The 25,026-nt window shown below is 74.3% G+C and carries 21 protein-coding genes and 1 riboswitch; of the genes, 9 read left to right on the top strand and 12 right to left on the bottom strand.

All coding sequences use genetic code 11. The annotated features are described in order from the left end of the window. Positions 1–37 precede the first annotated feature (37 nt). The 4 genes from ACWCP2_RS15200 to ACWCP2_RS15185 all read left to right on the top strand — a co-directional run bounded on the left by ACWCP2_RS15200 (position 38) and on the right by ACWCP2_RS15185 (position 3,960). A complete protein-coding gene (locus tag ACWCP2_RS15200) occupies positions 38–1,489 on the top strand; it encodes a penicillin-binding transpeptidase domain-containing protein (RefSeq protein ID WP_450909032.1) in 1,452 nt (483 codons plus the stop codon). A 48-nt stretch (positions 1,490–1,537) separates the two neighbouring features. Continuing rightward, positions 1,538–2,032 carry an N-acetyltransferase family protein gene (locus tag ACWCP2_RS15195; protein WP_450909031.1) on the top strand — a complete coding sequence of 165 codons (495 nt, stop codon included), beginning with the start codon at positions 1,538–1,540 and terminating at the stop codon, positions 2,030–2,032. Between the two features lie 75 nt (positions 2,033–2,107). Further along, the gene (locus ACWCP2_RS15190) at positions 2,108–2,818 is read left to right on the top strand and encodes a DsbA family oxidoreductase (protein WP_450909030.1); all 711 of its coding nucleotides are present in this window, start codon (positions 2,108–2,110) and stop codon (positions 2,816–2,818) included. Between the two features lie 83 nt (positions 2,819–2,901). Then, positions 2,902–3,960 carry an aminotransferase class V-fold PLP-dependent enzyme gene (locus ACWCP2_RS15185; RefSeq protein WP_450909029.1) on the top strand — a complete coding sequence of 353 codons (1,059 nt, stop codon included), beginning with the start codon at positions 2,902–2,904 and terminating at the stop codon, positions 3,958–3,960. 48 nt (positions 3,961–4,008) lie between these two features. Here the strand turns inward: ACWCP2_RS15185 and ACWCP2_RS15180 are convergent, their stop codons facing one another. Continuing rightward, complete coding sequence (locus ACWCP2_RS15180; RefSeq protein WP_450909028.1) at positions 4,009–5,097, bottom strand: pyridoxal-phosphate-dependent aminotransferase family protein; 1,089 nt, start codon at positions 5,095–5,097, stop codon at positions 4,009–4,011. 106 nt (positions 5,098–5,203) lie between these two features. On the opposite strand from ACWCP2_RS15180, the gene ACWCP2_RS15175 reads away from it, so the two are divergent. Further along, complete coding sequence (locus tag ACWCP2_RS15175) at positions 5,204–6,319, top strand: amidohydrolase family protein (protein WP_450909027.1); 1,116 nt, start codon at positions 5,204–5,206, stop codon at positions 6,317–6,319. Between the two features lie 295 nt (positions 6,320–6,614). Beyond that, complete coding sequence (locus ACWCP2_RS15170; RefSeq protein ID WP_450909026.1) at positions 6,615–7,529, top strand: SCO1860 family LAETG-anchored protein; 915 nt, start codon at positions 6,615–6,617, stop codon at positions 7,527–7,529. Between the two features lie 43 nt (positions 7,530–7,572). Here ACWCP2_RS15170 and ACWCP2_RS15165 read toward each other — a convergent pair whose 3' ends face one another. Together ACWCP2_RS15165 and cobC are read right to left on the bottom strand one after the other, a co-directional pair. Further along, positions 7,573–8,811, bottom strand: coding sequence for a CapA family protein (locus tag ACWCP2_RS15165; RefSeq protein ID WP_450909096.1), 1,239 nt, complete (start codon positions 8,809–8,811; stop codon positions 7,573–7,575). Between the two features lie 425 nt (positions 8,812–9,236). Beyond that, the gene (gene cobC, locus ACWCP2_RS15160; RefSeq protein WP_450909025.1) at positions 9,237–10,661 is read right to left on the bottom strand and encodes an Rv2231c family pyridoxal phosphate-dependent protein CobC; all 1,425 of its coding nucleotides are present in this window, start codon (positions 10,659–10,661) and stop codon (positions 9,237–9,239) included. A 140-nt stretch (positions 10,662–10,801) separates the two neighbouring features. Between cobC and ACWCP2_RS15155 the strand changes: the two genes are divergently transcribed. Continuing rightward, the gene (locus ACWCP2_RS15155; protein WP_450909024.1) at positions 10,802–11,548 is read left to right on the top strand and encodes a ZIP family metal transporter; all 747 of its coding nucleotides are present in this window, start codon (positions 10,802–10,804) and stop codon (positions 11,546–11,548) included. A 29-nt stretch (positions 11,549–11,577) separates the two neighbouring features. Here ACWCP2_RS15155 and ACWCP2_RS15150 read toward each other — a convergent pair whose 3' ends face one another. The 7 genes from ACWCP2_RS15150 to ACWCP2_RS15120 form a co-directional block, all read right to left on the bottom strand. Continuing rightward, the gene (locus ACWCP2_RS15150) at positions 11,578–13,071 is read right to left on the bottom strand and encodes a cobyrinate a,c-diamide synthase (RefSeq protein WP_450909023.1); all 1,494 of its coding nucleotides are present in this window, start codon (positions 13,069–13,071) and stop codon (positions 11,578–11,580) included. Beyond that, a complete protein-coding gene (gene cobO, locus ACWCP2_RS15145; RefSeq protein WP_243338462.1) occupies positions 13,065–13,664 on the bottom strand; it encodes a cob(I)yrinic acid a,c-diamide adenosyltransferase in 600 nt (199 codons plus the stop codon). Before cobO ends, ACWCP2_RS15150 begins: the two co-directional genes overlap by 7 nt. Beyond that, a complete protein-coding gene (locus ACWCP2_RS15140) occupies positions 13,664–15,766 on the bottom strand; it encodes a putative cobaltochelatase (protein WP_450909022.1) in 2,103 nt (700 codons plus the stop codon). Before ACWCP2_RS15140 ends, cobO begins: the two co-directional genes overlap by 1 nt. Positions 15,767–15,887: 121 nt before the next feature. Further along, positions 15,888–17,411 carry a cobyric acid synthase gene (locus ACWCP2_RS15135; RefSeq protein WP_450909021.1) on the bottom strand — a complete coding sequence of 508 codons (1,524 nt, stop codon included), beginning with the start codon at positions 17,409–17,411 and terminating at the stop codon, positions 15,888–15,890. Further along, positions 17,408–18,385 (bottom strand): cobalamin biosynthesis protein, encoded by a 978-nt coding sequence (locus ACWCP2_RS15130; RefSeq protein ID WP_450909020.1) that lies wholly within the window; start codon positions 18,383–18,385, stop codon positions 17,408–17,410. Before ACWCP2_RS15130 ends, ACWCP2_RS15135 begins: the two co-directional genes overlap by 4 nt. 58 nt (positions 18,386–18,443) lie before the next feature. After that, a riboswitch (cobalamin riboswitch) is annotated at positions 18,444–18,528 on the bottom strand. Positions 18,529–18,689: 161 nt separating this feature from the next. After that, positions 18,690–18,911 carry a hypothetical protein gene (locus ACWCP2_RS15125; RefSeq protein WP_243338472.1) on the bottom strand — a complete coding sequence of 74 codons (222 nt, stop codon included), beginning with the start codon at positions 18,909–18,911 and terminating at the stop codon, positions 18,690–18,692. A 31-nt stretch (positions 18,912–18,942) separates the two neighbouring features. Next, positions 18,943–20,220 carry an anion permease gene (locus ACWCP2_RS15120; RefSeq protein ID WP_450909019.1) on the bottom strand — a complete coding sequence of 426 codons (1,278 nt, stop codon included), beginning with the start codon at positions 20,218–20,220 and terminating at the stop codon, positions 18,943–18,945. Between the two features lie 333 nt (positions 20,221–20,553). On the opposite strand from ACWCP2_RS15120, the gene ACWCP2_RS15115 reads away from it, so the two are divergent. Together ACWCP2_RS15115 and ACWCP2_RS15110 are read left to right on the top strand one after the other, a co-directional pair. Continuing rightward, positions 20,554–21,696, top strand: coding sequence for an alpha/beta hydrolase family protein (locus ACWCP2_RS15115; RefSeq protein ID WP_450909018.1), 1,143 nt, complete (start codon positions 20,554–20,556; stop codon positions 21,694–21,696). Between the two features lie 189 nt (positions 21,697–21,885). Further along, entirely contained in the window at positions 21,886–23,379 is a 1,494-nt protein-coding gene (locus ACWCP2_RS15110) for a hypothetical protein (protein WP_450909017.1), read from the top strand. Between the two features lie 36 nt (positions 23,380–23,415). Here ACWCP2_RS15110 and ACWCP2_RS15105 read toward each other — a convergent pair whose 3' ends face one another. Both ACWCP2_RS15105 and ypfJ read right to left on the bottom strand, forming a co-directional pair. Further along, on the bottom strand, positions 23,416–23,811 hold the full coding sequence (locus ACWCP2_RS15105; protein ID WP_450909016.1) for a VOC family protein: 396 nt from the start codon (positions 23,809–23,811) through the stop codon (positions 23,416–23,418). Between the two features lie 85 nt (positions 23,812–23,896). Continuing rightward, a complete protein-coding gene (gene ypfJ, locus ACWCP2_RS15100; protein WP_450909015.1) occupies positions 23,897–24,787 on the bottom strand; it encodes a KPN_02809 family neutral zinc metallopeptidase in 891 nt (296 codons plus the stop codon). Between the last annotated feature and the right edge of the window lie 239 nt (positions 24,788–25,026).

Below are 25,026 nucleotides of genomic sequence, written 5' to 3'. Positions count from 1 at the left end.
CGGAACGGCTGGGACGGCCGGGACGTCCTTCTGGGGGATGAACAAGACGATCAGGCGTGCGTCGGTCTTCTGTCTGCTTCTGGTGCTGGCCCTTTTGGTGCGGGTCACCTGGGTGCAGGCGTACCAAGGCCAGGCCCTCGCAGACGACAAGAACAACCGGCGCAACCTCATCGGGACGTACGAGAACCCGTTGGGGAACATCATCGTGGGCGGGGAGGCGATCACCGGTTCCAAGGACACCGGAGGCAAGGACTTCCGGTACAAGCGCACCTACACCGACGGCCCGCTGTACGCCCCGGTCACCGGCTACAGCTCCCAGGCCTTCGGCTGGAGCATGCTGGAGGGCGTCTACAAGGAGATCCTCAACGGCTCCGACAACCGGCTCAAGACGGTCATGGACACGCTCACCGGCAAGCGGGCGGCCCCGGGCAACGTCCTGACCACGATCGACAAGGGCGTCCAGAAGGCGGGCTGGGACGCGCTCCAGGGCAAGCAGGGCTCGGCCGTGGCGCTCGACCCGGCGACGGGCGAGATCCTGGCCATCGTGAACAACCCGTCCTACGACCCGGGCAGCATCGCCGGCGCGGGCGAAGCGGACCAGAAGGCGTGGAACGCGCTCAACGCCAACGGCGGCAAGGCCATGGAGAACACGGCGCTGCGCAACCCGCAGGCACCCGGCTCCACCTTCAAGCTGGTCACCCTGGCGGCGGCCATCGAGAACGGCCTCGTCAAGAACGTGGACACGCCCACCTCGGTCCCCGGCGACTACGTGATCCCCGGTACGCGGATCAAGCTGCGCAGCGAGGTTCCCGACGCCATGTGCAACAACGTGTCCCCCCGGACCGCGCTGAAGCTGTCGTGCAACAACGTCTTCGCGGAGTTCGCCCACGAGCTGGGCCAGGACAAGATGCGCGCGATGGCCGAGAAGCTCGGCTTCAACGTGGTGCAGAAGCTCCCCGTCTACACCGACCCCGCGAGCAAGTACCCGAAGAAGAAGATGTCGGTCGACCAGGTCGCGCAGACGGGCATCGGCCAGTTCGACGTCCAGGCCACCCCGCTCCAGATGGCGATGGTGAGCGCCGCGATCGAGAACGGCGGCAAGCTCGTCGCACCGCACGAGGTCTCCGAGGTCACCGACTCCAACGGCAACGTGCTGCAGAGCTTCAAGGACCCCAAGTCCACGCAGGTGATGAGCGGGCGGACCGCCTCGATGCTCCAGGACGTCATGAAGACGGTCGCCACCGAGGGCGGTGGCAAGAACGTCCAGATCCCGGGAGTGGAGTCGGGCGCCAAGACCGGTACCGCCCAGCGCGGCGTGGACAACAGCCTGCCGCCGCTCGCCTGGTACACCACGTACGGCAAGGCGGGCGGCAAGCAGATCGCCGTCGCCGTGGTGATCGTCGGGTCGGACACCGACCGCAACGAGATCGCGGGCGGCAAGCTGGCCGCCCCGGTGGCGCAGAAGATGATGAAGGCCTGGCTGAAGTAGTAGCCCGCGCCGGGAACCGCAGGGGGTTCCCGGCGCGTTGTCCTTCCCATGATCCGGACCGCGCAGCCCGAAGACCTCGACGCCATCGCAGCCCTCCACACCCGGGCCCGCGCCACCTACTACCGGGGCCGGATACCCGAGGAGGCCTACGGCGGCGCCGCCGAACTGGCGCGCACCCGGGAGGGCTGGTCCCGGGCGGTGGCCCGGGCCGCGGCCGACGGCGGGGTGCTCTGCGCCGAGAGCGGCGGCGAGCTGACCGGGGTGGCGGCCTTCCGCACCGAAGACGGGGAGACCACCCTCACGCAGTTCCACGTGGACCCCGTCCACTGGCGGCGCGGCACCGGGGCGGCCCTGCACGCCGCCTGCCTCGACGCCTGGCGCGGCGGGGGCGTGCGCAGGGTCCGCCTGGAGGTCTTCGAGCACAACCTCCGCGCCCAGGCCTTCTACGCGGCCCACGGCTGGCTCCCGGATCCCGCCGGAGCACGCGCCGCGGGCTCCCACCGCATCCTGTGGCTCACCGTGGAGGACGTGTCCGGCGAGTGACCCGTCCCGGGGAATGGGACGCGGGAGCAGGTGGTTGAACACGGAACAGTTGATTCCGTGGAGGGAAGAAGGAACATGCGCGTCGAGATCTGGAGCGACATCGCCTGCCCGTGGTGCTACATCGGCAAGGCCCGGTTCGCCAAGGGGCTGGCCGGCTTCGCACACCGCGGGGAGGTCGAGGTGGTCTACCGCTCCTTCGAGCTCGACCCGAACGGCCCCAAGGGCCAGGTGGCCCCCGTCGTGGAGATGCTGGCCAAGAAGTACGGCCGGACCCTGGAGGAGGCCTGCGGCATGGAGGAGCACGTCGCCGCGAGCGCCCGCGCCGAGGGGCTGACGTACCGCACCGAGGGCCGCGACCACGGCAACACCTTCGACATCCACCGCCTGCTGCACCTGGCCGCCGCCCGCGGCCGCCAGGAGGAGCTGCTCGACCTCGCCTACCGCGCCAACTTCGGCGAGGAGCGCTCCGTCTTCGACCCGGAGGTGCTCGTCACGCTCGCCGTCGAGGCCGGACTGGACGAGGGGGAGGCCCGGGCGGTGCTGGCCGACGAGTCCGCGTACGCCGCCGAGGTGCGGGCCGACGAGCGCGAGGCGGCCGAGCTGGGCGCGAACGCCGTACCGTTCTTCGTGCTCGACCGCCGTCTCGGGATCTCCGGCGGTCAGCCCGCCGAGGTGTTCACGCAGGCGCTGGAACAGGCCTGGGCCGGCCGCGAGGTCCTCGTGCCCGCCGCTCCCGAGGGCGAGGCGTGCGAGCCCGACGGTGCGTGCGCGGTACCGCGCCCGTAAGGCCTCTCCATAAGTAGTCCTTTGGTGTGGTGCGGGAAGTCCGGCAATGGACTGTGGGTTGGTCCTGGCGCAGAGTGAAGGTCATGGACCTATCTGTGCCCGGGGCCGTCCGCGACGCGTTCGCCCACTCCCTCACCTATCTCAACACCGCCAACAACGGGATCCTCCCGCGAGCCGCCGTGGCCGAGGTGCGGCGGCTCGCGGAGGCGGCCGGGGCCGGACTGCCCGAAGGCTTCGGCGACTTCGGCCGCGTCGAACGGGTCCGGGAGTCGTTCGCCCGCCTCGTCGGGGTCGACGCGGACCGCGTGGCCGTCGGCGCGGCCGTCTCCACCCACGTCGGCCTCATCTCCGCCTCCCTCCCGGCGGGATCCGAAGTCCTCTGCCCGGAGGGCGAGTTCGCCTCCGACATCAACCCCTTCGTGGTACGCGACGACCTCAAGGTCCGCTTCGCCCCGCTGGAGTCCCTCGCCGAAGCCGTCGGCCCGCACACCGCACTGGTCGCGCTGAGCGCCGTACAGTCCGCCGACGGGCGTACGGCGGACCTGGCGGCCGTCCGCGCCGCGACCACCGCGCACGGGGCACGGATGCTCGTCGACGCCTCGCAGGCGGCGGGCTGGATGCCCTTCGACGCGAGCCCCTACGACTACACGGTCACCGCCGGGTACAAGTGGCTGCTCGCCTCGCGCGGGGTCTCCTACCTCACGGTCTCGCAGGAGGCCCAGGACGCCGTGACCCCGCTGCACGCCGGCTGGGTGGCGCTCGCCGACATGTGGGACGCCATCTACGGCCCGCTGCGGGAACTGGCCCCCGGGGCCCGGCGCTTCGACGAGTCCCCGGCCTTCCTGGCCTACCACGCCGCCGAGCCCGCGCTGGCCCTGCTGGAGCGGACCGGCATCGACGCCGTCCACGCCCACGACACCGCCCTGGCCGCCCGCTACCGCGCCGGCCTCGCCCGCCTGGGACACGAGCCCGTCCCCGGCGGTTCCCCGATCGTCTCGGTGCCCGGACTGGCCGGCCGTCAGGGCGCCCTGCTCGCCGCGGGCATCTCCACGTCCGCCCGCGCGGGGAGCCTGCGGGCCTCCTTCCACCTCTACAACACCGAGGCGGACGTGGACCGGCTGCTCGACCTCCTGGAGGGCTGATCCCGCCGGGCCGGGCCCGTGGGACCGGCCCCGCGGGACCGGCCCCGCTCAGGCAGCGGGCAGGACCGCCGACCAGGCCGAGCCCGCCGCCGCGAGGGCCCCGGCCGGATCCACCGACAGGGCCCCGGCCAGGGCCGCCAGACCGGACCCGACGGCGTCCAGGGAGGCCGCCGTGCCGTAGTGGTTGACCCGGACCATCTCCCGGGCCAGCGCGCCGCCGCCCGCCGCGAGGGGCGCCGCCGGATCCACCGCGAGGGCCTTCGCCACCACCAGCGAGGCCTCCGGGACCCGCAGGGTGGTGGCCACCGGGGCGGCCGCCTCGTCCCGGCCGACGAACGGGGCGAGGCCCAGCGCCACGGCGCCCGCCCGGGTGGCCGCAGCGGCGGCGGCGTGACGGGCCGTCACGGATGCGAGCCCCTCGGCTGCGATCCGGTCGAGGCAGGCCTCCAGCGCCAGCATCTCCAGCTGCGCCGGCGCGTGCGGCAGCGCCGTGCGCCCGGCGTCGATCCAGCGCTCCTTCCAGTCCAGCAGGGAGAGGTACGAGCGGCGCGGCGCCGAGGGGTTCTCCGCGAAGCGGGCCCAGGCGCGCTCGGAGACCGACACCGCCGAGACGCCGGCCGGGCCGCCCATCGCCTTCTGCGCGCCGATCACGCACAGGTCCACGCCCCAGGCGTCCGGCAGCAGCGGCTCCGCGCCCACCGAGGCCACCGCGTCCAGCATGAACAGCGCCCCGTGGGCCCGTACGGCCTCGCCGATCTCCGCCACCGGGTTGGTGTTGCCGGTGGCCGCCTCCGCGTGGACCAGGGAGACGAAGTCGATCTCCGGGTGCTCCGACAGGGCCCGGTCCACCTGGGCGGCGGACACGGCGGTGTCGAAGGGGACCTCCAGGTCCACGACGTTCGCCCCGCAGTCGCGCAGCCAGTTGCCGAAGGTGGTCCCGTAGGGGCCGGTCACCACGTTCAGCGCGGTCGAGCCGGGCCGCGCGCCCGACCGGATGCAGCCTTCCAGCGGCAGCAGGGCCTCGCCCTGGGTGATCACCACGTCGGCCCGGGTCCCGAGCAGCTCCGCGACCCCCCGCTCGATCGACGCGAAGCGCGCGGCGGTCAGGGGCGGAAGGTCCAGGAGGGGGTGGGTCACGGCGGCGCTCTCTTCGTTCTCTCGGGTCGGGGTCTTTCGTCCCGACAAGTCCGGACCGGTCCGGCCGGTCTGGAGAGCCTACCGAGCCCGCGCATAGAGTGCCGCCATGAGCGACGAGGTCAACGGAGACGGCGCGAAGCCGGGGCTGCTGCACGTGAAGGGGCGGGTGCTGGTCGGGCCCGAGGAGGTCCGCGACGAGCTCTGGGTCGTCGGCGGCCGGATCTCCTACGAACGCCCGCGCGGCGCCCGGGAGATCACCGAGGTCACCGGGTGGGTGCTGCCCGGGCTGGTCGACGCGCACTGCCACGTGGGGCTCGACGCCCACGGCCCGGTGGACGCGGACACCGCCGAACGGCAGGCCCTGACCGACCGGGACGCGGGCACGCTCCTCATCCGCGACGCCGGATCCCCGTCCGACACCCGCTGGATCGATGCCCGCGAGGACCTGCCGAAGATCATCCGGGCGGGCCGGCACATCGCCCGCACCCGCCGCTACATCCGCAATTACGCCCACGAGATCGAGCCCGAGGACCTCGTCGCGTACGTGGCCCGCGAGGCGCGGCGCGGCGACGGCTGGGTCAAGCTGGTCGGGGACTGGATCGACCGCGAGGTGGGGGACCTGACCGCCTGCTGGCCGCGCGCCGAGGTGGAGGCGGCCATCGCCGAGGCCCACCGCCTCGGGGCGCGGGTCACCGCGCACTGCTTCGCCGAGGACTCCCTGCGGGACCTGGTCGAGGCGGGCATCGACTGCGTCGAGCACGCCACGGGGCTCACCGAGGACACCATCCCGCTGTTCGCGGAGCGCGGGGTGGCCATCGTGCCGACCCTCGTGAACATCGCGACCTTCCCGAAGATGGCGGCGGGCGGCGAGGCCAAGTTCCCGCGGTGGTCCGCGCACATGCGCAGGCTGCACGAGCGGCGCTACGACACCGTCCGCGCCGCCCACGACGCCGGCATCGGCGTCTACGTCGGCACGGACGCGGGGGGTTCCCTCCCGCACGGCCTGGTCGCGGCCGAGGTGGGCGAGCTCGTCAAGGCCGGGATCCCGCCGCTGGAAGCCCTCTCGGCGACCGCCTGGGGTGCGCGCGAGTGGCTCGGCAGGCCCGGCCTGACCGAGGGCGCACCCGCCGACCTCGTGGTCTACGAGGCCGATCCGCGGGCCGACGTACGGGCACTGGCGCAGCCGCTGCGCGTGGTGGTGAACGGCACCGTGGTGGCCTGAGACCGCAGGGCGTACCGGAGTTGACGGGGCGTGACGTCGGCGGCCGCGCGGTCGTTGTCTACGCCCGGCGCGACTCCCGGCGGCCGGGATTCCCGGGATGGGAGGGAACTTCCGTTCCGGATGGGGCGCATGTAATCGAACCTATGCGTGGAAACCACCCTTTGGGGTGAACTCACGCCGGGTTCACCCCCGTTCACTCTCAGTGCGTAAAGATTCCGGGGTCGAGGCCGTCGGCGCGCGCAATGTCCCCCATTGGCGCCGCGACGGCTCCCATCTCCCTGGGGGTTCCACCACCTTGAACAGCAACACCTTCCGCATGCCCGTGGCCGCGCTCGTCGCCACGGGAGCGGTTGCCCTGCTCGCCGCCCCGCCCGCCTTCGCCACCGGCTCCACCGGCTCCCACCCGGGCGGGGGCCGGGCCAGTGCCGTCGTCCTGCGCACCACGCTGGACGTGGGCCTGCTCAACAAGACCGTGCACGTCCCGCTGAACGCCACGCTCAACGAGGTCAGCGCCCCGGCGGACGCCGCGAAGACGGCGCTGACCGTCACCCTCGACGGGGTCGAGGGCGGAGCGCCGGTCAGCGTCCTGCGCGCCGACGTCGCCACCTCCAAGGCCACGGTCGACGAGGACCGCGCGGCGGCCGAGGCGAACATCGCCAAGGCCCGGGTCCACGTACCGGGCCTGCCGCTGCTGTCCGTGATCGAGGTGGAGAAGGTCAGCTCCAAGGCCGTGTGCGAGGCGGGCAGGAAGCCGGTCGCGAGCTCCAACGTCCTGGGCACGGTGACCGTCCTGGGCAAGAAGGTCACCCTCTCGGCGGGCGGCCCCACCAAGATCGAGGTCCCCCTGGTCGGCCTGGTCGGCCTGGAGCTGTCCACCTCCCAGACCACGTCCACCACGGCCGCCGCGACCGCGCTGCGGCTCAAGGTGTCGGTGAACCCGGGCAAGCTGAACGTCGCCGAGGTCGACGGCGAGATCGTGCTCGCCGAGGCGCGCTGCGAGTCCCCGGCCGCCCCCGCCCCCAGCGCCAGCGCGTCCAAACTGCCCGACGTCAGGCCCCAGACGGCCACCACGGGCGGCTCCGGGAGCCAGGCCGGCCTCGCCGAGACCGGTGGCGGCTCGCTCACCCCGTACGTGACGGGGGGTGCGCTGCTCCTGCTCGGCTTCGGCGCCGCCGCGCTGGTGGTGACCCGGCGCGGCAAGGCCTCGTAGGGCGCGGGACGTCGCAGGACGGCGGGCCTCGGGGGGCGCGGCGCTACTTCGTCGCGCGCGTCAGTCCCTGCTCCGCGGCGCCGCGTGACATCACGGCCTTCGTGACCTCGCGATCGGCGGCGGCGTAGGCGCTGTCGCCGGACGGGGCGGCCGCCGCGCAGGAGGTGCAGACGACGCGGAACGGCGGCCGCATGTCCGAGAACTGGGTGAGGTACTCGGCCTTCACCACCTCCCAGCGGCCGGGGTGGGCGGCCGCCGGGGCGAAGGTGAAGCGGGGGACCGAGGACATGTTGCCGCGGGCCTTGTCGGCCTCGTAGAAGCTGGCGACCTGATCGCCCATGCCGTAGACCACCCAGGTGCCGTTGATCTTCTCGTACGGCTGCGGCACGTGGTTGTGGGTGCCGAGGATCAGGTCGATGTCGGGGAGCCCGTCCGCCCCGCGCGAGGCGGTCAGGGTCCGGGCCAGCTCCAGTTGCTGCTCGTCCGGGGCCGTCTGCCACTCGGAGCCCCAGTGGACGCTGAGGACGACGACGTTCGCGCCGGCCGCGCGCGCGGCGCGGGCGTCGGCGAGGATCCGCGCCGGGTCGATCAGGTTCACGGCCCAGGGCTTGTCCGCGGGGAGCGGGATGCCGTTCGTGCCGTACGTGTAGTCCAGTTGCGCGACCTCGGCCCCGCCGGCCTCCAGCAGGGCCGGGGCCTTGGCCTCCGCGGCGCCGCGGGCCGAGCCGACGTGGCGGATGCCGACGCGGTCGAGGTGGTCCAGGACGCGGACGAGGCCGTCGTACCCGTCGTCCAGGGTGTGGTTCGAGGCGGTCGAGCAGCTGTCGTAGCCCGTGTCCTTGAGAGCGTCGGCCAGTTGGTGCGGTGCCTTGAAGAGGGGGTATCCGGTGTAGGGGCCGCCGGGCCGGCCGTACGGTATCTCGTGGTGGCATATCGCCAGGTCGGCGGCGGAGACGACGGGCTTGACCCCGGCCAGTATCTTCCGGAAGTCGTAGCCGCCCTTCGCGGCGGAGTCGTCGGCGGCCCGCTGGATGATCGACGGGTACGGGATGATGTCGCCGGTGCCGACGAGGGTGAAGGGCTTCCCGCCGGGCACGGCCGAGGCCGTCGCTCCGGACGGGGTGTCCCGGCCCGGGCTCGCGGTGGCCCCCGGCTTCGCCCCCAGCCGCTGCTTCGCCGCCGCACCGCCGTCCTCGCCGGCCAGCTGCGTCACGCCGTAGACGGCGCCTCCCACCACGGCCAGTGCGGCCGCGGCCGTGCCCATCCTGCCGGCTGTCTTCATCCCCGTACCCCCGGTGTCGCTCATGGCCATTCCCTTGGGAATGGTCGCGCACCGGTGCGGGCGCCGCCACGCCTGACCCGCGCAAACGTGCCATCGGGGTGAAGCCCGCGCGGGCGGGCCCGGCCCGCACGGATCGCCTCGGGGCCGGCGGCGCGTTCCGCGCATGGCCGGGGCCCGGCCGACGCGCGCTCGGGGCCCGGCCGACGTCCGCTCGGCGTCCGGCCGGTGCCCGCTCGGCGCCCGCCCGACGTCCGCTCGGTGCCCGCCCGACGTCCGCTCGGCGTCCGGCCGACGTCCGCTCGGCGTCCGGCCGACGTCCGCTCGGCGCCCGCCCGACGTCCGCTCGGTGCCCGCCCGACGTCCGCTCGGTGCCCGCCCGACGTCCGCTCGGCGTCCGGCCGCTCGGCGCCCCGGCCGGCGCCCGGTCAGCGCGCCGCGAGGGCCAGGTCGAGGGCCTGGAGGAGGCGGCCCGTCGTCGCGCGGTCGCGGACCGCCAGCCGGAGCCAGGAGCGGTCCAGCCCCGGGAAGGTGTCGCCGCGGCGCACCGCGAAGCCCAGCGCGCGCAGCCGGGTGCGGATCTCCGCCGCACCCTCGACCCGGATCAGCACGAACGGCCCCGCCGCCGCACCCGCCACCGAGATCTCCTCGAACTCCGCGAGCCCCGCCAGGAGGTGCTCCCGGTCCACCGCGATCTGCCGGGCCGCGGCCTCCGCCTCGGCCAGCGCCGCCGGGGCCACGCACGCCTCGGCCGCCACCAGCGCGGGCGTGGACACCGGCCACAGCGGCTGCGCCGCCGCCAGCTTCGCGATCACCCCGGGTTCGGCCAGCACGTACCCGATGCGCAGCCCGGCCAGCCCCCAGGTCTTGGTCAGGCTGCGCAGCACCACCAGGCCCGGTACGTCCGTCCGCCCGGCCAGCGCCTCGCGTTCGCCGGGGACGGCGTCCATGAAGGCCTCGTCGACCACCAGGATCCGCCCGGGCCGGGCCAGCGCGGCCAGGGTCGCGGCCGGGTGCAGCACCGAGGTCGGGTTGGTCGGGTTCCCGACCACCACCAGGTCGGCGTCCTCCGGCACCGCCGCCGGGTCCAGCCGGAAGCCCTCCTCGGCCCGCAGCACCACCCGCTCCACCCGGTGGCCCGCGTCGCGCAGGGCCGCCTCCGGCTCGGTGAACTGCGGATGCACCACCACGGGCCGTACCGCGCCCAGCGCCCGCGCGATCAGGACGAACGCCTCCGCGGCCCCCGCGGTCAGCAGCACCCGCTCGGCCGGCAGCCCGTGGCGCAGGGCCACGGCCGCGCGGGCGGCGCGGCCGTCGGGGTACGCGGACAGGACGTCGAGCGAAGCCGCGATCCGGTCCTTCAGCCACTGGGGCGGCGTGTGGGACCGTACGTTCACCGCGAGATCGACCAGGTCCGCGCCCGCGTCCGCGACCTCCGCGTCCCCGTGGTGGCGCAGATCGTGCGCATGGGCCGTGGCGACGGCGCAGGTCGCCGCCATCGAGCGCCGCTTGGGTACGAGGAGTTCCCCGCCCCCGGCGAGCGCGGCGGCCTCCGCCACGGACGCGGTGCCGGCCGCCTCGCGGGCGGCGTCCGAGGGGTGCGGCACCGGGATCGCGGCCAGCCGCTCGGCGGGATAGCTCAGCAGGGGCACGCCGAAACGTTCCGCCGCACCCGCGATCCCCGCTTCCAGGACCTTGCCCTCCACGGTGGCCAGGGCCGTCACCGACCCGGACGCCAGCCCGGCGCCGCGCAGGGTCTCCTCCACCAGCGCGCACACCTCCGCCACGGACACGCCCGCGCGGCCACCGACCCCGACGACCAGTTGCGTCGCGTACTCGCCCAACAGGTTCACCCGTTCTCCGTCGTCGTGTTCGTGGCGCCGCGCACCGTGCCGGTCGCCGGCCCCGCGTACGGCCGGCCCGTCAACCCTCCGTGGCCCGCCACCCGGCCGCGGAAGTGCGCGGGCGGCGCGGAGTCGGTATGCAGGGGCACATGGCCGTGATCGTGGCGTTGGGTGCGTTCCTGATGACCCTGGCAGGCGGATGGACGGCGCAGCGCGTCACCGACCGCCGCCACCTCGTGCTGGGCCTGGCCGGGGGGCTGATGCTCGGCGTCGTGGGGCTCGACCTGCTCCCGGAGGCCATGCACGCCGCCGGCGACGAGATCTTCGGGGTCCCGCTGGCCCTGCTGCTCTTCGTCGGAGGGTTCCTCGCCGCGCACTGCGTGGAACGCCTCCTGGCCGTCCGCCAGGCCTCCCACGGGGCCGCGAACGGCAACGGGCACCCCGAGCACGGTCAGCGGGTCCCCGAGGTCGGCCTGACGGCGGCCGCCGCCATGGTCGGCCACAGCCTCGCCGACGGGGTGGCCCTCGGCGCCGCGTTCCAGGTCGGCGGCGGGATGGGCGTGGCCGTGGCGCTGGCCGTCATCACCCACGACTTCGCCGACGGGTTCAACACGTACACGCTGACCCGGCTGTACGGGAACGCCCGCCGCAAGGCCCTGCTGATGCTCTTCGCGGACGCGGCGGCCCCCGTCGTGGGCGCCGCGTCCACTCTGCTGTTCACCCTTCCGGAGGAACCGCTCGGGGCCTACCTCGGCTTCTTCGGCGGTGTCCTGCTGTACCTGGCCGCCGCCGAGATCCTGCCCGAGGCCCACCACAAGCACCCCGCCCTGTCGACGCTGATGTGCACCGTCGGCGGGGTGGCGGGGATCTGGCTGGTCGTGGGCCTGGCGGAGTGAGCGGGCGGCCGGCCCCGGGCGGAGGCGGTTCACCGGTGCGCTGCCGCGGCCTCGGCGAACCGCAGGGCCACGGAAGGCTCCGCCGCCCAGTGCGTGTGCAGGTAGCTGGCGTGCACGCCGGCCTCCACGAAGCCCTCGACCCGGCGTTCCGGATGCGTGAAGCCCCACGCCGGTGCGCTGCCGGCGCCCGGCTCGATCACCGTCCGGTGGAACTCGTGCCCGCGCAGCCGGGTCCCGGCCGCGGCGAGGACGCTGTCGGAGACGGCGACCGCCTCGCGGTAGCCGAGCGTGAGCCGCTCCGACATCCGCGCGTCGGCGTCGAGCACCCCGCACATCTCCTTGCCGTCGAGTGAGCGTGCGAGGTACAGCAGCCCGGCGCACTCGGCCGCGACCGGGCCCCCGGCGGCGGCGAAGGCCGCGACGGCCTTGCGCAGCGGTTCGTTCGCCGACAGCTCGGGCGCGTACACCTCCGGGAACCCGCCGCCGATCACCAGGCCGGTGGTTCCCTCGGGCAGCGCCTCGTCCCGCAGCGGGTCGAAGGTGACCACCTCCGCCCCCGCCGCGCGCAGCAGCTCCGAGTGCTCGGCGTACGAGAACGTGAAGGCGGCCCCGCCCGCGACGGCGACGACCGGCCGCCGGCCGGGGCTCCGCCCGGAACCCCGCGCCTCACACGCCGGCGAGGCTGAAATGTGCCGCTGCGCGGCATCATTCAGCCCGTCCGGCGTTTGAGGCCCGGGTCCGGGCAGGGCCCGGCTTCGGGAAGGGGCGGGGTGGGGGAGAAGAGCCGCGTCCGGAGCCCAGGCCTCGCAGGCCAGCGGCGGGGCCGTCCTGGCCAGGGCCATCAGGGCCTCCAGGTCGCAGCCCTGGCGGACCTGTTCGGCCAGGGCCGTCACGGAGTCGAGGGCGTCGCGCCGCCGCTCGGCGACCGGCACCAGCCCCAGGTGCCGCGAGGGCGCGGCCACCTGCGGAGCCCGCCGCAGGACGCCGAGCACCGGCATCCCGGCCTCCTCCAGCGCCTCCCGCAGCATCACCTCGTGCCGGTCGGAGCCGACCTTGTTCAGGATCACGCCGCCGAGCCGCACCTGCGGGTCGAAGGAGGCGAAGCCGTGCACCAGCGCCGCCACCGACCGCGACTGCGAGGACGCGTCGACGACCAGTACCACCGGCGCCCGGAGCAGCTTCGCGACCTGCGCGGTCGACGCCAGTTCGCCCCGCCCCGCGGCCCCGTCGTAGAGCCCCATCACGCCCTCGATGACGGCCAGATCGCAGCCGGCCGACCCGTGCGCGAACAGCGGGGCCACCAGCTCCGGCCCGCACATGAAGGCGTCCAGGTTCCGCCCCGGACGGCCCGTGGCCAGCGCGTGGTACCCCGGGTCGATGTAGTCCGGCCCGGCCTTGTGCGGGGACACGGCGAGGCCGCGCTCCGAGAAGGCCGCCATCAGGCCCGTGGCGACGGTGGTCTTGCCGCTGCCGGAGGAGGGAGCGGCGATGACCAGTCTCGGTACGTTGAACGAGGTCACCACTCGATGCCCTTCTGGCCCTTCTGGCCGGCGTCCATCGGGTGCTTGACCTTGGTCATCTCGGTGACGAGGTCCGCGAACTCCACCAGCTTCTCCGGCGCGTTGCGCCCGGTGATCACCACGTGCTGGGTTCCGGGACGGTTCCGCAGCACCTCGACGACCTCGTCGACGTCGATCCAGCCCCAGTGCATCGGGTACGCGAACTCGTCCAGCACGTACAGCTTGTGCGTCTCGGCGGCCAGATCGCGCTTGACCTGCTCCCAGCCCTCCTTGGCCGCCTGCTCGTTGTCGAGCTGCGCGTCGCGCTGGACCCAGGACCAGCCCTCGCCCATCTTGTGCCAGACGACGGAGCCGCCCTCGCCGGAGGCGCCGAGCACCTTCAGCGCGTTCTCCTCACCCACCTTCCACTTCGCCGACTTGACGAACTGGAACACCCCGATCGGCCAGCCCTGGTTCCAGGCGCGCAGCGCCAGACCGAAGGCCGCCGTGGACTTGCCCTTGCCCGGCCCCGTGTGGACGAAGACGAGCGGGCGGTTGCGGCGCTGACGCGTCGTGAGTCCGTCGTCCGGAACGACGGACGGCTGTCCCTGCGGCATTACGCGGCCCTCCTGAGGGTCGGGGATGGGGTACGGACGTTCTTCACGAGCCCGGCCAGCGAATCGGCCCGCAGCCCGTCGAGGGTGACGGCCGGGCCGCCCAGATCGGCGGCCAGTACGCCGGCCAGCCCGAGCCGGACCGGACCCGACTCGCAGTCCACGACCACGGAGGCGACCCCGCCGGCGGCCAGCAGCCGGGCGCTGCGCGCCGACAGCTCGCGCGGGTCGCCGCCCACGGAGCCGGCCGAGGTGGCCCGTCCGTCGGTGACGACCACGAGGAGCGGCCGCCGGCTCGGATCCCGCAGCCGCTCGATCCGCAGCACCTCGTGGGCCTTGAGCAGCCCGGCCGCGAGCGGGGTGCGCCCGCCGGTCGGCAGCTTCTCCAGCCGGGCCGCGGCGGCGTCGACGGACGAGGTCGGCGGCAGGGCGAGTTCGGCGGTGGAACCCCGGAAGGTGATCAGGCCGACCTTGTCCCGGCGCTGGTAGGCGTCGAGCAGCAGGGACAGCACCGCGCCCTTGACCGCGCTCATGCGCTGCCGGGCCGCCATGGAGCCGGAGGCGTCGACGAGGAACAGCACGAGGTTGCCCTCGCGGCCCTCCCGCGTCGCCTGCCGCAGATCGTCCTTGCGGACGACCAGGCCCCGCCCGGTGCGCCCGCGCGCCTTCTGGTGCGGGGCGGCGGCGTGCACGGTCGCCGCCAGGTGCAGTTTGGTCAGCTGGCCCCGGGGGCGCTGGGCCCCGGTGGTGCGGCCGTGCGCGGTGCGGGCGCGCGAACGCCGCCCGGACGCGCCCTCGCCGAGTCCGGGGACGCTGAGCATCTTGGTGCGGAACGGCTCGGCGGCCCGTACGGCGGCCTGCTCGGCCGGACCGGCCGGAGCCTCGTTCTCCTGCGCGGAGGGCTGCGTCTCGGGCTGCTGCCCGGGCGCCTCCGGCGTCCGCGGCTCGCCCTCGGGCGCGTCGTCCGGTCCGGAGCCCTGCGGGGGTACGCCGCCCCCGCCGTCGGGGCCGCCGCCGTCCGGGCCGTCGTCCCGCGGTCCCTCACCGGGACCCTCCGGCTCCGGCTCCGGCTCGGGCTCCGGGTCGGGCTCGTCGTCGGGGAACCCGTCCAGGATCCGGTCCAGCTTCTCCTCGTCGAGACCCGGCGCGTCGAAGGGGTTGCGGCGGCGCCGGTGGGGGAGCGCCAGCAGGGCCGCCTGCCGCACGTCCTCCTTGCGCACCTCGGTCCGCCCGGCCCAGGCGGCCAGCGCGGTCGCGGTACGGGCCATCACGATGTCGGCGCGCATCCCGTCGACCTCGAAACCGGCGCAGGTCGCGGCGATCTGCAGCAGCGAGGTGTCGCCGAGGCGCACCTGCGGGAGCAGCGCCCGCGCGGCCACCACCCGGGCGCGCACCTCCTCCTCGTCCCCGGACCAGCGGCCCGCGAACCCCGCGGGGTCGTCCTCGTACGCGAGCCGGCGGCGGACCACCTCCACCCGCTGGAGGGGCTCCCGGGAGGCGGCGACCTCGACGGTCAGCCCGAACCGGTCGAGCAACTGCGGGCGCAGCTCGCCCTCCTCGGGGTTCATCGTGCCGACGAGGAGGAAGCGTGCCGCGTGCCGTACGGAGACGCCCTCGCGCTCGACGTAGGAGGCGCCCATCGCGGCGGCGTCGAGGAGCAGGTCGATGAGGTGGTCGTGGAGCAGGTTGACCTCGTCGACGTACAGGATCCCGCGGTGCGCGTCGGCCAGCAGGCCGGGCTCGAAGGCCTTCACGCCCTCGGCGAGGGCGCGTTCGATGTCGAGGGCGCCGACGAGCCGGTCCTCGGAGGCGCCGACGGGCAGCTCCACCATGCGGGCGGGCCGCGCGGCGGCCGGTCCCGGCTCGTGGGGGCCGTCGGGGCAGGCGGGGTCCGGGGCGGTGGGCGCGCAGCTGAACCGGCAGCCGGGGACCACGTCCACCTGCGGCAGCAGCGTGGACAGGGCGCGGACGGCGGTGGACTTGGCGGTCCCCTTCTCACCGCGGACGAGAACACCGCCGACCGCGGGGCTCACGGCGTTGAGCAGCAGCGCGAGGCGCAGATCGCTCTGGCCGACCAGTGCGGTGAACGGGTAGGGCGTGCTCATGCGGTGGCCCCTTCTTGGGCGTGTGTACGGATACGCGTGCGCGGGCGGGCACGGACGGCGCGGCCGGGCCGCGGGGTGCCGCTGCGCGGGGCGGGGGACGGCCCCCGCAGGGACGGGGACGTCATGGCGCGCCCGGCGGGAGGAAAGGGAGGCCCGAGGGGGCGCCGCCCTCGATCAGGCGGAGCAGGGCGTCCGTGTCCGCGTGTTCCTCGATCAGGTCGCCGAGCAGGTCCAGCTGCTCCTCCCGCAGGGAGGCGAAGGAGGTGTCCGGGGCCGGGACGAAGCGGCGGCCCGCCGCGGCGGCGACCTCGCGGAGGAAGGCCCGGCGGAAGCCGTCCGACTCCAGGGAGCCGTGCCAGTGCGTGCCCCACACCGCCCCGACCCGGCACCCGTCCAGGAAGGGCGTCCCGCCCAGGACTTCGGCCACCCCGTGGTGGATCTCGTAGCCGGAGACCTCCTCGCCCAGCGCCGAACCCACCGGCCGCGCCAGGGTCTTCTCCCGCTCGAAGCGGACCCGGACGGGAAGCAGCCCGAGCCCCGGCACGGAGCCGGCCTTCGACTCGACCTCGTCCTCGATGTGTTCGCCCAGCACCTGGAACCCGCCGCAGATGCCCAGCACCGGCCGCCCCTCGGCGGCCCGCCGGGCCAGTGCGTCCGCCAGCCCCCGCTCGCGCAGCCAGGCCAGGGCCTTGACCGTGCCGCGGGTGCCGGGGACCACGACCAGGTCCGCGTCGGCCAGTTCCTCGGCCCGGTCCACGAACCGCACGACCACGCCCGGCTCCGCCGCGAGCGCGTCGACGTCCGTGAAGTTGGACATCAGCGGCACCGCGCAGACCGCGACCCGCAGCACGTCCTCGCCCACGGGCGGGGCGACCACGGATTCGCGTACCGCGCCCCGCAGGGAGACCCGCAGGCCGTCCTCCTCGTCGATGCCCAGACCGTGCTGGAAGGGGAGCACCCCGTACGTCGCCCGCCCGGTCAGGCCGCGCAGCATCTCCATGCCCGGCTCCAGCAGGGTGACGTCGCCGCGGAACTTGTTCACCAGGTAGCCCGCGATCAGCGACTGGTCCTCGGGCGAGAGCAGCGCCGTCGTGCCGAAGAAGGACGCGAAGACTCCGCCCCGGTCGATGTCGCCGACGACGACCACGGGGAAGCGCGCGGCCCGCGCGATGCCCATGTTCACGATGTCGGTCCGGCGCAGGTTGATCTCGGCCGGGCTGCCCGCCCCCTCGCAGATCACGGCGTCATACGTGCCCCGCAACTGCTCCAGGCAGTCCGTGACGATGCCGAGGAGCTGCTCCTGACGCCCCCCGTGGTAGCCGCGCGCGCTCATCTCGCCCACCGGCTTGCCCAGCAGCACCACCTGGCTGCTGCGGTCGCTGCCGGGCTTGAGCAGCACCGGGTTCATCAGCGCGGTCGGCTCCACGCGGGCCGCCTGGGCCTGCATGGCCTGCGCCCGGCCGATCTCGGCGCCCTCCCGCGTCACGAAGGAGTTCAGCGACATGTTCTGCGCCTTGAACGGGGCCACCTTCACGCCCTGCCGGGCCAGCCAGCGGCAGATGCCCGCCGTGACCACGCTCTTGCCCGCGTCCGAGGTCGTACCGGCGACGAGGAGCCCCCCGCCGCGCTTCGCGCCGCCGCTCATGCGTGCCGCCCCTTCTTCGTCCTACGGGAGTCCAGCGTCCGGGAGACCAGCGTCCGGGCCGCCACACAGGCCCCCAGCGCCACCCAGGTCACCTGGCGCGACAGCCGTACCGCCCGTTCGATGTCGGCGACCTCCACGGGCCGCCCGGCCGCCCCGTTGAGGACGGCCCGGTGTTCGACCCGGCCCGCGTAGGCCAGGGTCCCGCCCAGCCGTACGCCGAGGGCCCCGGCGAACGAGGACTCCACGGGCCCGGCGTTGGGGCTCGGGTGCTTGGCGGCGTCCGCGCGCCAGGCCCGTACGGCTCCCCGCCGGTCGGGCCCGGCCAGTACAGCGGCCAGGGCCGTCAGCCGGGCGCCCGGCCAGCCGGCCACGTCGTCGAGCCGGGCCGAGGCCCAGCCGTAGCGCAGGTGGCGGGGGGACTTGTGGCCGACCATCGCGTCCAGGGTGTTCACGGCGCGGAAGGCCAGCAGCCCGGGGACGCCGGCGACGGCGCCCCACACCAGGGCGCCGACCACCGCGTCGGAGGTGTTCTCGGCGACCGATTCGACGACCGCGCGGGCCATCTGCTGCTCGTCCAGCGCCTGCGGATCGCGCCCGCACAGGTGGGGCAGCCGCTCGCGGGCCACCTCGGCGTCCCCGGCGGCGAGCGCGCCGCCGATGGCGCGGGCCTCGCGGCCCAGCGAGGTGCCGCCGACGACGGCCCAGGTGGCGGCGGCGGTGAGGGTGATACGGGCGGCCGCGGGCCGGGAGCGCACGGCGCGGGCGCCCAGCGCGCCGGCGGCGGTGGCGCCTCCGGCGCACAGCAGGGTGTGCAGGACGCCGCGGGCGCGGTCGTCGCGCCACAGGGCGCGTTCGACGGCGGCGGCGGCTCGTCCGAAGGCGGCCACGGGGTGCCCTCGGCGCGGATCCCCGAGGATCCGGTCGCCGATCAGGCCCGCCGTGACGCCGTACGCGAAGACGCGATCGGCACGCATGGTGGCAGGTATGTCCTCACTCAGGGTCCGCGCCCTGGTTCGACGTGTCCGGCGGCGAGAGTTCCTGGCTCCCGGCCGCACACGGGGTCCGCGTGCGCCGGTGACAGTGGCGGGACCGCGCCGGATTCGCACCGGACTTCCTCTCCATGCCGCCGTATTGGCTCGGGCAGTCCACCACGCAGCGCGAAGGCCCGTCAACTCGCGGTTGACCTGCGGCGGGGTGGTGGTGCATGCGGCCCCGGGCATGCGAAAGCTCCCTCCGGGACGAACCCCGGGGGAGCCTTCGTACGTGCCGTCCCGCGCCTCAGGCGACGATCAGGTAGATCCCGTAGGCCACGGCCGCCGCGCAGAGCGCGAAGCAGGCGTACGCACCGCTGCGGGCCAGGGTGGCGGCGCCGCCCTGCTCGGTGGCCGCCTCGTGCTTGGAGAGCCCCATCAGGCCCAGGGTGAACAGGGTCACCAGGACGACGGTGGCGGAGAGGCTGACCCCGAAGACGGAGCCGAGTGCTTCCCAGTCGATCTTCATACCGCTGAATCCTCTGTCGTTCTCGGGCCGGTCAGACCGCCGCGGCCGGGGCCGCGGGGGTCGTCGCCGTGGCCGGGATGGTGGCCTTCAGTTCCTCGTCCGTCACGGCGGCGGTGCTGCCGGAGGTGGCGGCCGGGGCCGTGGCCGGCGGGACGCTGACGGCGGCCATGGCCGTGGTGACGACACCCGGCTGCTCGGCGTCGACCGGGGCGACCTCGTTGACGTTGGTGTGGTCGACGACCTGGCGGCGCGAGATCAGCCAGATGGCGACGCAGGAGCCGATCAGGAAGACCGCGACGGCGGCGACGCCGACGTCCCCGATGCGCATGACGCGCTCGGCGCCGGCGGAGACCAGCGCGGCGGCCGGCAGGGTCAGGCCCCAGGCCATGAACATGCGGGAGGCGGTGGACCAGCGGACCACGCCGCCCTTGCGTCCCAGACCCGAACCCATGACGGCGCCGGAGCACGCGTGGGTGGTGGAGAGGGAGAAGCCGAGGTGCGAGGAGGCCAGGATGACGCTGGCGGCCGAGGTCTGGGCGGCGAAGCCCTGCTGCGGCTGCAGGTCGGTCAGGCCGCTGCCCATGGTGCGGATGATGCGCCAGCCGCCCAGGTAGGTGCCCATCGCGATGGCCAGACCGGCGGAGACGATGACCCAGACCGGCGGGTTGGAGCCGGGGGCGATGGCGCCGCCGGCGACGAGCGCCAGGGTGATGATGCCCATCGTCTTCTGCGCGTCGTTGGTGCCGTGGGCGAGCGAGACCAGACCGGCGGAGGCGATCTGACCGGCGCGGTAGCCCTTGGCCGAGGTCTTCTCACCCATGCCCTTGCCGACCTTGTACGTGACCTTCGTGGCCAGGTACGCGGCGACACCGGCGACGATCGGAGCCGCGATCGCGGGGATCAGCACCTTGGTGACGACGACGCTGCCGTTGACGGCGCCCATGCCGGCGGAGGCCACGGCCGCACCGATCAGGCCGCCCATCAGGGCGTGCGAGGAACTGGAGGGCAGGCCCACCAGCCAGGTGACGAGGTTCCAGAGGATCGCGCCGACCAAGGCGGCGAAGATGACCTCCGGCTGGATGCCTTCCTCGTTGACCAGTCCCTTGGAGATCGTCTTGGCGACCTCCACGGACATGAAGGCGCCGACGAGATTGAGCACGGCGGACATGGCCACCGCGGTCTTGGGCTTGAGGGCGCCGGTCGAGATGGTGGTGGCCATCGCGTTGGCCGTGTCGTGAAAACCGTTCGTGAAATCGAACACGAGAGCGGTGATGATCACGATCCCGAGGAGAAGCGTTATGTGCTCCATTTACCCAGGCTTCTGTTTGACGTCAGTGGTTCGTGGACCGTAGGCAACCTGGATGAACGGAAGGTGAACTGACAGGGTTCATGCGGTGTATCGCCACGGCACCCCATCGGGACCTTCGTCCCGGGAAGCACGTTGATATGTCGATTAACGCATGTCACGACGGGGTGTCCGGATGTTTCCGGGGCGGGACTTCCGGTAGGTGCCGCCCCGCCCCCGGGGCCCCGAAGAGACCTAGATCACCTCCCGGCCGCCCCCCTCGCCACCCCTTCGGGGTGCCGGCCGGAACGATCGCCTCCGGTGGCCCGCCGGAGCGTCCGCCTCGACACTGGAGCGGTGCGTACCGCTACAGCGACGGCAGCGGCCGTCACCACGACCCTGCTCGGCGCCGGCGCGGCCGCCGTCACCGCCGCCGCGCTCGCCGGCCGGTACGCCGCCGACGCGGCCCTGCGGACCGAGCCCGGCCGTCCGCTCCCCGGCAGCCCCCGGCTCACCGTCCACTCCACCGCGGCCGGCCGGGTCGAGCTGACCCGGTCGCTCGCCTCCCTGCGCCCCGGCACCTACGGGCTCACCGCCCCCGGGGTGCACGCCGTGGTCGGGCCCGTCCTCCCCGACGCCCCGCACGGCCCCGACACCGTCGTGCGCCGGCTCCTCGCCGTCACCCACGGCAGCCTCGACCCCGGAACCCGCCTCACCCTCACCCCCCAGGTCCACCTGGGGAACCCGGGCGCCGCCCTCGGACTGGACCACGCCGACGTGGACGTCCCCGGGGAGCTCGGGGCGCTGCCCGCCTGGTTCCTGCCCGGCGCCCGCGACACCTGGGTGATCACCGTCCACGGGCTCGGCGCCACCCGCGAGCACCCGATGGTGGTCATGCCCTTCCTCCACCGCAACAAGCTCCCCGTCCTGGACCTCGGGTACCGGGGGGACCTCGGCGCACCGGAGTCGCCGGACGGGCTCGGCCACCTCGGCGAGTCCGAATGGCGCGATCTCGACGCCGCCATCCGCTACGCCCTGCGCTACGGCGCCCGCCGCGTGGTCCTGCACGGCTGGTCGACCGGCGCCACCATGGCCCTGCACGCCGCCGAGCGCTCGGCGCTGGCCGACCGGATCTCCGGGCTGGTCCTCGACTCGCCCGTACTGGACTGGCACGCCACCCTGCGCGCCCTCGCCGCCGCCCGCCGCACCCCGGCCCCCCTGCTCCCGTTCGCCGTCAAGGCCGCCGAGGGCCGTGCGGGGCTGCGCGCCGAACGGCGGGCCCCGGGCTCGGACGCGGCCGCGCTGAAGATCCCCGTACTGATCTTCCACGGCCCCGACGACACCCTCGCCCCGTGGGAGCCCTCGCGGCGGCTCGCCGCGGCGCGCCCCGACCTCGTCACCCTGCACCCCGTTTCCGGGGCCGCCCACGGGGCGATGTGGAACGCCGATCCGGCCGCCTACGAAGAGGCGCTGCGCCGCTTCCTGACCCCTTTCATGTGACGGGCCGCCCGACCGGTCGAGCGGCCGGTCGGGTGACGGGTCGGGTGACGGACCGTCGGACGGGTTGTCCGAAGAGTGTGGGGCGGGCGGGACAGGGAGGGTGAGTTGCCCCGTTCTGTCCCTTCGGGGTCTTGTGGCAATGGCCGGTTCCGTTTGGGCTTTCGGCCAGTGACGGGCGAGACTGCTCACGTGACGTCCCGAAAGCCTGATGAGCAGTTGGCTCGCGACTCCAGACTCCGACTCGTCGCCCCGCGGTCCGTGGCCACGGCACGCAAGGCGGTGACCGACCGGCGCACCCGGACCGCCCCGCGGCCTCCGGCGGGCACGCCCGCCACGGCCGACCTCGCGAACAGGGCACGCGCCTCCCTCGCCGACGCCGTTCGGCTCGCCCGCTGGGCCGAACTCCACCTCGGCGCGGCCGACGGCAGCGGACCCGCCCTCGCGGGCGCCCTGCCCGCCGCCGAAGCCGAACGCGCCGCCGCCCAGCTGAGCCTGACGCCGGGCCAGATCCGGGTCGGCTGGGACCGCGCCCGGCTCGCCGGACTGATCGAGATGCACGGCGGGCACGCCCGGCCGGGCTGGCGCCTACGCGCCTGGGACCGCGACGACACCGCCGTCCTGCGCGGCTGGGTCGCCCTCTTCGACGCCTGGTCACTGGTCCACCCGGCCCCCGCCGACATCGCCCCCGCGGCCGTCGCCGAGGTGGTCGAGGCCATGCCCCAGCTCCTGTCCCTGCTCCAGCTCTCCGCCGGTCCCGTGACCGTCCCCGATCTGCTGGACCTGCTCCGCCAGCGCGTCGAGGAACTGCGCGACGAACGGTGCGAGGTCCCCTACGAGTCCACGGCGCAGCCGGACACCGCCTCCGGGGGCCCCACGGGCTCGGTGCCGACGGCCTCGGTGCCCACGGGCGCCGTACCGGCCGGCCCCGCGCCGTCCGGTGCCGCCGCGGCCGCGCCGCCCTTCCCGCTCGCCCGGCTGCTGCGCTGGGCGCTCGGCGGGCTCGCCGCCGTGGACGCCGTCACCCTCGGCCCCGCCCGGGCCACCCTCACCCCGCTCGGGAGCTGGGCCGTCTGGGTCAAGCTCGAACAGATCTGCGTCGCCGCGCAGAGCCCGGCCGGGAACATCGAGCAGTCCGCCGCCGCCATGCTCCACGGCTGCGCGCGGCTCACCCCCGGCCCGGCCCGCGCCGAGTACCAGGCCTGGCTGGCCGCCCGGCCCGTCGGCCACGCGGTCTCCGAGCTGCTGCACGCGGCCCGGGGCGAGGACGCCCTGCTGCGCGGGCTCGCCTTCGAAGCCCTGCGCGTCGTCGGCGCCCCCGCCGAGCCCGAGGTGCGGGGGGCCTCCCGCGAGGCCGCGCTGCGCCCGTACGCCCTGCTCTGGCTCGCCGAGCACGACGGGGTCGACCCCGACGAGGCGCAGGACGTGCTCACCGCCGAGGAGCAGACCTGGCTCTGGGTGGACACCGCGGCCGCCATCGCCGACCACGGCGAGGCCGAGCTGCTGGCCCGCCACCTCGACTCGGCGGTACGGACCACGGTCCCGCGGCTGCTGGACGAGGTCCGCGCGGTCGGGCACCCCCGCACCGTGCAGGTGCTGGTCGCCCTGGCCGCCGCCCATCCCGATCCCGCCCTGGCCAAGGCGGTGCGCCGGGCCGCGTTCCAGGTGCACACCGGCGGCGCGTAGCGCCCCGTACGGGAGTCGCGTACGCGCCGCCGGCCCTCAGACCTGCGGCGCGTACGTCCCGAAGCTCCAGACGTTGCCCTCGGCGTCGCGGGCCATGTAGTCCCGCGAGCCGTAGTCCTGGTCGGTCGGCTCCATCACGATCTCCACACCGTGCTCCACGGCCCGGCGGTGGTGGGCGTCCACGTCGTCGACGAGCACGTAGACCCCGGCCGGGCCGGCGCTCGCCATCGCCTTGTCGAAGGGCCCGCCGGTGCCCTTGCTGCCGAGCATCACCATGCCGTTCCCGTAGGACAGCTCGGCGTGCGCCACCGCGCCGTCCTCGCCCTCGTACGCCGCGACCTGGGTGAAGCCGAAGGCCTCGGTGAGCAGCTGGATGGCGGCCTTGGCATCGGTGTACAGCAAGGTCGGACAGATGGACGGAACGCCTGCCATGACGATCACTCCCTCTCGTACCGGGGGCGCGCGGTCCGCGGGTGGACCGTGAGCCACGTCACAGCATGGCAGGCGTCGCGGCAAGTCAGCGGAAGGTGTTGCACTGGGCCATGTCGCCCGTGCGGTAGCCCTGGTAGAACCACTGCTGGCGCTGCTCGGCCGAGCCGTGCGTCCAGGACTCCGGGGTCACCCGGCCCTGGAACTTCTCCTGGATCCGGTCGTCGCCGACCGCCGCCGCCGCGTCCAGGCCGTCCTTGATGTCCTGGTCGGTGAGGCTCGTGATCAGAGGCTTCCCGGTGGACTCGTCCGGGGTCTTCGTCGCGTTGTGGGCCCAGACCCCGGCGTAGCAGTCGGCCTGCAGCTCGACCCGTACCGCGTTGCTGTTCGCGCCCTGCCGGCCGTCCTGGGCCTTCTGCAGGGTGCCGGTCAGGTTCTGGATGTGGTGTCCGTACTCGTGGGCCACCACGTACGCCTGGGCGAAGGGGCCGCCGCTCGCGCCGAACTTGGTGCGGAGCTCGTTGAAGAAGCCCAGGTCCAGATAGACCTGCCGGTCACCGGGGCAGTAGAACGGGCCGACGGCCGAGGTGGCCGCCCCGCAGGCGGTGCCCACCTTGCCGGTGAAGAACACCGTCTGGGCGGGGGAGTACTGGGCGCCGCGCCGGGCGAACTCCTGCTTCCAGAAGTCCTGGGTGCTGTTGATCACCGCCACCAGCCGGCAGTCCTCCTTCGTGTTCGCGTCCGCGCCGGTCTTGCAGCTCTGCTGCACCTGGGCGGCCGAGGAGGCGGTCGACGCCGGTTCCTGGTTTCCGTCGGACAGGCCCAGCTGCTCCGGGCCCACACCGAACAGCAGACCCATGATCAGCGCGATGAAGCCGATGATGCCGCCGCCGATCGTGGCCCTCCCGCCCGGGATGCGGCTGCCGCGTACGTCCTTGACCTCGGAAGTGTCCAGATTGGCGTTGTCGTCGAACTGCATCCCGCACCGCCCTCCATTCCTGACCGGGGGGTACGTGTCAGCCCCTGCGGCGAGTATCAACCCGTTCATCCTCATACGCCCCTCGGCCCGCGGGCGTGTTCCCTGGGCCGAACGGGGGACGCGGGCGCAGGGGCGGAGCCGGTCCGGGGAGGGGCGGCCGGGCCCGAAAGTAGTTGCGGGCCCCCGGTAGAATGACTCCCATGGCAAATCTCCTCGCGGATTAGCGGCGTAGAAGCATC

This window comes from Streptomyces sp. NPDC002104 (assembly GCF_053593795.1).
Note: the sequence above shows the minus strand (reverse complement) of the source record. Positions and strands in the feature narration are given on the sequence as shown.